Origin of the sequence: Faecalicatena contorta, assembly GCF_021531995.1 — a bacterium.
In the GTDB taxonomy this organism is placed as follows: Bacteria; Bacillota; Clostridia; order Lachnospirales; family Lachnospiraceae; genus Dorea_A; species Dorea_A contorta_A.
Window position 1 is genome coordinate 1 of the sequence record NZ_JAFBIZ010000136.1, and the last position, 6,703, is coordinate 6,703.

Genomic DNA, 6,703 nt, shown 5'->3' on the forward strand with positions numbered 1-6,703 from the left:
GTAAAGATCATATTTTATAAGGAGGAACATACATATGTTAGATAAAAAAGTAGTAGAATTATTAAATAATCAGGTAAATAAGGAGTTTTATTCTGCATATTTATATCTGGATTTTTCCAATTATTACTATGATATTAATCTGGATGGATTTGGGAATTGGTATAAGATTCAGGCCCAGGAAGAAAGAGATCATGCAATGCTGTTTATCCAGTACCTTCAGAACAATGGGGAAAAGGTAACATTGGAGACGATCGAAAAACCGGCAGTTGAGCTGACGAGTGCAAAAGCAATTCTGACGGAAGGGCTGAAGCATGAGCAGTATGTAACGAGTCTGATTCATGACATCTATGACGCAGCATATTCGATGAAAGATTTCCGTACCATGCAGTTTCTGGACTGGTTTGTAAAAGAGCAGGGTGAAGAGGAGAACAATGCGGATAATCTTGTAAAGAAGTTTGAACTGTTTGGAGATGATCCGAAGAGCCTGTATATGTTGGACAGTGAACTTGGAGCAAGAGTCTACACAGCACCATCACTGGTTTTATAAAATGAACCGCGAGAAAGTGATCTGCCCGTGTTATCACGTGACGAAAGGTGACGTTGCCGATGCGGTGCAGAAAGGGGCAAAGTCATATAAGGAAGTAAAAAAGGTGACGAAAGCCGGAAAAGGCTGTGGGAAATGTAAGAAAAAAGTGAAAAAGCTGGTAAAGAAGCTGGTGGATAAAGAATGAAAAAAATGGAGAGTCCGGGAGATTCTCCATTTTTTGGTTAAATTGGGCGATTTCTGTATATGCTATGTCCGAAGGTAAGGATATGGACACATATCATCTGCTTCATGAAAAAGCAAAGTGGTAAATAAAGAGATATATTCGCCACAACGTTGTATTTCCAATGCAATGGGAAAGGAATTAATATAATATAACCGGAAGTTAATTTTTGTTCGTTCTTCTTAATATTTATTCAATTGTCGCAGCCGAATGACTCTGATAATATATAATCAAAGAAAAGCTTTTCTGGATGTAATGAAAACACTTATATCATATACAAAAAACAGGAGAAGACAAGATGCCAATCGGGAATATTATCAGAGAGAAGAGAAAAGAAAAAGGTTATACACAGGAGCAGGTAGCAGATTATCTTGGGGTATCTGCTCCTGCAGTCAATAAATGGGAAAAAGGGACAAGTTATCCGGATATCTCACTGCTTTCACCAATCGCACGGCTTCTGGAAACAGATCTGAATACACTGCTGTGTTTTGAGGAAGAAATGACGGAAAAAGAGATGGATACATTCTGCAATCAGATGATGGAAGAAATCCAGAAAAATGGATTTAAAAGCGGGTTCCTTATGGGAGAGGAAAAAATACGGAATTATCCGAATTGTGGAGCTTTTATCCAGAAGATCGCCGTTCTTCTGGATGGTGCACGTCTGATATATGGCTTGTCAGATCCTATGGAAGATCAACATTATTATGAAGAAAGAATTGAGAAATTTTACGAGAGGGCTTCCAGGGTGGGAGAAGGAGAGGCAAAAGCAGCAGCTTCTTTTATGCTGGCGTCTAAGTACATGGCAGGAGAACGATACGAGGAGGCGAGGGAACTTCTTGAGACGCTTCCGAATCGGTCGTCGATCGATAAACGTCAGATTGAAACACAGATTCTGATCCGGGAAGAACGATACGAGGAGGCGAAAAAGCTTCTGGAACGTCGTTTGCTACAGCAGGTGACAGAGACACAGGGAATCCTGTGGAATCTGCAGGAAGTGGAGATCAGGCAAAGAGATCATGAGGCCGCGTCACATCTGGCAGACGTTGCGGGAGCATATGGAAAATTGATGGAATTGTGGGATTATAATCAGTATGTAGCTCCTTTTCAATCTGCTATGTCTGCCCGGGACACAGATGAGTGTCTCAAACTTCTGGAACAGATGCTGGAAGCAGCTTTAAATATCTGGGATATCAGGGATACATTTTTGTATCGGGATCTCGCAGGCAATACTTCACAGGAAGAAGAAAAAGAGCAGGAAAGGAAAAAGTCGGCAGGGAAACAGATAGCGCAGACACTTCTTTCCATGATTGAAAGAGATCCGCAGTGTGAGTTCTTAAAAGACAATGAAAAAGTAAAATGTCTGCAGGAAGAATATCAGAAAAAGCTGAAGAAGATGTGAAGAGAAACGGAATAATAAGATCTGGAAAAGGAGAAAAATGCAGAGAATCTTATGCAGGGATAGATTCTCTGCATTTTCGATGTTATAATGGAAAACAACCGGGAGGTGTGAATATGAGAAATCATGAAGTGAAGACGAGGCAGCTGCTTCTGGATGAAAAAGGCAGTCTGCGGGAGCCTGGATGGTCCAGAAGTCCGGTACAGATCTATGACAGGAAACAGATTAAAGCCAGGAGATTTCGAATTAAAGAATGGGATTATTATCTGGTAATGAATGAAGAGTTTGCCGGGGCATTTACGATATCAGATGATGGATATATCGGTCTGCAGTCGGTCTCTCTTTTGAATTTTAAGGAAGGGTGGGAACATACGGAGACCATACTGAATCCGTTCCCGATGGGCAAGTTTCATCTTCCTGCATCCTCTGAATATGGAGATACGATTTATCGGGATAAGCGTCTGCATATGGATTTTCTGGTATCAGATGGGAAAAGACAGATCCTGTGTAATTTCAGGAATTTTTATCAGGGAAAGACATTTTCCTGTAATATTACTTTAGAACAACCGAAGATGGATACGATGGTGATTGCAACTCCCTGGAAAGAGAAGAAGACGGCATTTTATTACAATCAGAAGATCAATTGTATGCCCGCATATGGAACCATGACTTTTGATGGGAGAACATATGAATTTTCAAAAGAGAGTGATTTTGGAACGCTCGACTGGGGACGGGGTGTGTGGACGTATGATAATCGATGGTACTGGGGATCCGGCAATACGAGAGTGGATGGAAAACCATTCGGCTTTAATATCGGATATGGGTTTGGTAATACGGAAGCAGCGTCCGAAAACATATTATTTTATGATGGAAAAGCGCATAAGCTGGATGATGTAACCTTTCATATTCCAAAAGATGATTATATGAAGCCATGGAAATTTACCTCCAGTGACGGAAGATTTGAAATGGATTTTACGCCGGTTCTGGATCGTGCAGCCAAAACGTCAGCGCTGATTATTCTGACGGATCAGCATCAGGTATTCGGACGGATGTGCGGGCGGGCAGTACTGGATGATGGAAAAGTGATTGAGATCAAAGATGTGATGTGCTTTGCAGAAGATGTACATAACAGATATTAGGAAAGAAGGGATTGAAAAGATGGAATTATGGGATATATACGATGAAAATAAGAAAAAAACAGGACGCACAATGATGCGTAACGACTGGAATATGCAGCCGGGAGATTATCACCTGACTGTGCTGGGGGTTCTTCAGAGACCGGATGGAAAGTATCTGGTGACCAGACGAAGAATGGATAAGGAATGGGCAGCAGGCTGGTGGGAAGTTCCGGGTGGCGGTGTCCGTGCCGGAGAAAGCTCAATAGATGCAGTGAGTCGTGAAATACTGGAAGAAACAGGTATTGATGTGACGGGAGCCGATGGCGGCTATGCTTTTACCTATAAAAGAGTGAATCCGGAGGAAAAGAACAATTATTTTGTAGATGTATATAAGTTTGTTCTTGATTTTCAGGAAGAAGATGTGAAGACACAGGAAGAAGAGGTGTCAGGATATGCAATTGTATCCCTGGAAGAGATTCGGGAATATGCAAGACAGGGAATTTTTCTGCATTATGACAGTATTCAGAAAGTCTTTGATGAGAAACTGTAAACTGAAAAGAAAAGTGTGAGCGTAATGCCCACACTTTTTTTAGGAACCATACTTTGCAAGATCTTCTTCAAAATGCAGAACCTGAGCCTCCAGTTTCTGGTTTTCATCATCATTCAGCGAAGAAAGCAGAGAGGACATATTTGCTTTGATTCTGGATGGGTCATATGGAACCTCCAAAGCAAAATCACTGAAAACACGAAGCTTCTGAAAATACATGTTTGTTTCAGGCTCTTCATTGCCACTTCTGCATATCTGATACATGGTGACACAGTCCGTGGCGTTGACATCTGAACATTCCTTGCATATCCATTTTCCAAGATAATAATAACGACTGCCGATTTGATAGATAAAACCAGGCAGGGTAAGCAGACGATCCAGTAACATGATAAAATTCCTCCTTGTAAATAAAAATATAGACGGAAACGGGGAACAAGTCAAGAAGGGGACGGAGGATTTTTAAAAATCCTCCGTCCCCTTCTTTGCCCACACTATCCACAGCTGATTTATCCCCCATGCACCGAATATTGTGGAAAAGATATAGATCAGGTATCCTGCCGGATCTCCACAATACAGTGCGATGGTGCGAAAGACTTTCTGTTGCATGTGATAGTGTGGACTGATATAGAACATATTGATGTCTCCATAAGGGTAAAAAGCCAAATTGAATATGGTGGCAATCAGACAGCAGGCGAGATAGAGTGAGGTTGCCTTCAGAAAAAAATTATGTTTGTTTTCATACTGGCAGTCTCTGCCGGCATGCAGACCAATAAAAATCAGCAGAATGTGCCACAGGTAAGAATGGACCGTAAGTGGAACGTATGAATAATGCATTCCACTGGTGTCAAAAAAGGCAAAAATTCCACCCAATAGACCGTAATCCATCAAAAAGGCAATCAGGCTTCTGCGTAATACGGTGTTTTTAATAAATGGTATGATCAGGCAGACATACATCGGGATGCTGCACAGCTGAAATGGGAAATACCACCAGATATAAGTCCCGTCATTTGACAGAAAAGTCAGAGTAAGCTGTTTCCACAATTCGCTTGTGAGAAGAAGCATTCCACAAATAAGATAAAAGAGATGATTTGATTCTGACAGAGGTTTTTTATTCATAATGCAAACATTCCTTTGTGTTGGTAAAGTAAGCAAGAGTGCTGTTTATCTTTCATTATAGCTTTCCGCATTATATATATCAAATAAAATGTTGAAATTACCAGTCGTTATGAATTATAATACAACAGTATGCCAGTCGTATTCGGAAGATGATATGACAGTATGAAAAGGCATTCGGAAGAATTGAGTAATGGAGAGAGGAATATGAGACCGAAAAATGCAGCGATTTTGATGTTGACAGCTTTCATATGGGGAACTGCTTTTGTAGCACAGAGTGTAGGAATGGATTATCTGGGTCCATTTACGTTCAATGGAGTAAGAAGTCTGATAGGAGCAGTAGCACTTTTGCCATGTATATGGCTTTTACAGACTATAAATAAGAAAGAAGGAACTGTTAAGGAAGAGGGAAGTCGTAAGGATCTGATCATCGGAGGTATTGCGTGTGGTCTTTTATTATTTGCCGCCAGCAGTCTTCAGCAGATCGGGATTCAGTATACCTCAGCGGGAAAAGCCGGATTCATTACTGCATTTTATATTGTGATCGTACCGGTTCTCGGGATGTTTCTTCATAAAAAAATCGGATGGAAGGTCTGGATTGCGGTGTTGCTTGCACTGGCAGGATTGTACTTTTTGTGTATTACAGAAAGATTTACGATTGGAAGAGGTGATATTTTCATATTTCTGTGTGCACTCGTATTTTCTCTGCACATTATGGTGATTGATTACTTTTCGCCGAAAGTTGATGGTGTGAAAATGTCCTGTATACAATTCTTCGTGTGTGGGATCGTCTCCATACCGTTTATGGTATGGACAGAAACTCCAGGTTTGAAAGCGATGCTGGCAGGCTGGATTCCACTTCTGTATGCGGGAGTACTTTCCTGTGGGGTTGCGTATACGCTTCAGATTGTCGGACAGAAGAATGTTAATCCGGCGATTGCATCTTTGATATTGAGTCTGGAGTCCTGTTTTTCCGTCTTGGCAGGCTGGATGATTCTTGGAGAACGGCTGTCTGTGCGGGAATCTGCAGGCTGTGTACTGATGTTTGCCGCGATTATCCTTGCTCAGCTTCCGGATAAAAAGACGGAAGAATAGAAGGATAAAATCTGCAGGAATTCATAAAGAATGAAAATACAGATTATGATATGGAGGATGAATGTATGAGATTTGTGATTCAGAGAGTAACGGAAAGTGAAGTTAAAGTAGACGGAGAAGTACTGGGAAAGATCGGCCGCGGATTTATGGTTTTGATCGGTGTCAGTGATTCAGATACAAAAGAAATTGCTGATAAGATGGTGAAAAAAATGCTTGGGCTCAGGATATTTGAGGATGAACAGGGAAAGACCAATCTGTCACTGGAAACGGTTGGAGGAGAACTTCTTTTGATTTCTCAGTTTACATTGTATGCAAACTGTAAAAAAGGGAATCGTCCGAGTTTTATTGAAGCAGGAGCTCCGGATATGGCAGAAGAGATGTACGAGTATATTATCAGTAAATGTAAAGAACAGGTTCCGGTAGTGGAAAGAGGAAGGTTTGGAGCAGATATGAAAGTCAGTCTGATCAATGATGGACCATTTACGATCGTTTTGGATTCCGATAAATTATAATACGATCAGGTCTGATGCGTGGCATGATATGTAGGGTATAAGGAAAAGTTAGAATTCTGCAGAACAGATAACAGGAGGATTCGGAAAATCTGTTCTGCAGAATTTTTTATACTATTTTTCTTGATTGCTTTATTAAAAATCTAATTAATTATTTG

Annotated in this window: 9 protein-coding genes; 7 read left to right on the forward strand and 2 right to left on the reverse strand. The window is 40.8% G+C overall.

Annotated features, from left to right (window positions below; genetic code table 11):
- The first annotated feature begins 34 nt into the window (after window positions 1-34).
- The 5 genes from JQM82_RS13700 (at window position 35) to JQM82_RS13720 (ending at window position 3,831) form a co-directional block, all read left to right on the forward strand.
- Window positions 35-547, forward strand: a complete 513-nt coding sequence (locus tag JQM82_RS13700) for a ferritin (RefSeq protein WP_235250946.1) — start codon at window positions 35-37, stop codon at window positions 545-547.
- Window position 548: 1 nt separating this feature from the next.
- Entirely contained in the window at window positions 549-731 is a 183-nt protein-coding gene (locus tag JQM82_RS13705; protein WP_235250947.1) for a (2Fe-2S)-binding protein, read from the forward strand.
- Window positions 732-1,065: 334 nt separating this feature from the next.
- The gene (locus JQM82_RS13710; RefSeq protein ID WP_235250949.1) at window positions 1,066-2,166 is read left to right on the forward strand and encodes a helix-turn-helix domain-containing protein; all 1,101 of its coding nucleotides are present in this window, start codon (window positions 1,066-1,068) and stop codon (window positions 2,164-2,166) included.
- A gap of 113 nt (window positions 2,167-2,279) precedes the next feature.
- Window positions 2,280-3,302, forward strand: coding sequence for a DUF2804 domain-containing protein (locus JQM82_RS13715; protein ID WP_235250951.1), 1,023 nt, complete (start codon window positions 2,280-2,282; stop codon window positions 3,300-3,302).
- A gap of 19 nt (window positions 3,303-3,321) precedes the next feature.
- On the forward strand, window positions 3,322-3,831 hold the full coding sequence (locus JQM82_RS13720; protein WP_235250952.1) for an NUDIX hydrolase: 510 nt from the start codon (window positions 3,322-3,324) through the stop codon (window positions 3,829-3,831).
- Between the two features lie 39 nt (window positions 3,832-3,870).
- Here the strand turns inward: JQM82_RS13720 and JQM82_RS13725 are convergent, their stop codons facing one another.
- Both JQM82_RS13725 and JQM82_RS13730 read right to left on the reverse strand, forming a co-directional pair.
- A complete protein-coding gene (locus tag JQM82_RS13725; RefSeq protein ID WP_235250954.1) occupies window positions 3,871-4,215 on the reverse strand; it encodes a hypothetical protein in 345 nt (114 codons plus the stop codon).
- Window positions 4,216-4,287: 72 nt separating this feature from the next.
- Window positions 4,288-4,944 carry a YwaF family protein gene (locus JQM82_RS13730; protein WP_235250955.1) on the reverse strand — a complete coding sequence of 219 codons (657 nt, stop codon included), beginning with the start codon at window positions 4,942-4,944 and terminating at the stop codon, window positions 4,288-4,290.
- Window positions 4,945-5,148: 204 nt separating this feature from the next.
- On the opposite strand from JQM82_RS13730, the gene JQM82_RS13735 reads away from it, so the two are divergent.
- Both JQM82_RS13735 and dtd read left to right on the forward strand, forming a co-directional pair.
- On the forward strand, window positions 5,149-6,036 hold the full coding sequence (locus JQM82_RS13735) for a DMT family transporter (protein ID WP_235250956.1): 888 nt from the start codon (window positions 5,149-5,151) through the stop codon (window positions 6,034-6,036).
- Window positions 6,037-6,101: 65 nt separating this feature from the next.
- On the forward strand, window positions 6,102-6,548 hold the full coding sequence (gene dtd / locus JQM82_RS13740; RefSeq protein ID WP_235250957.1) for a D-aminoacyl-tRNA deacylase: 447 nt from the start codon (window positions 6,102-6,104) through the stop codon (window positions 6,546-6,548).
- Window positions 6,549-6,703: the final 155 nt, after the last annotated feature.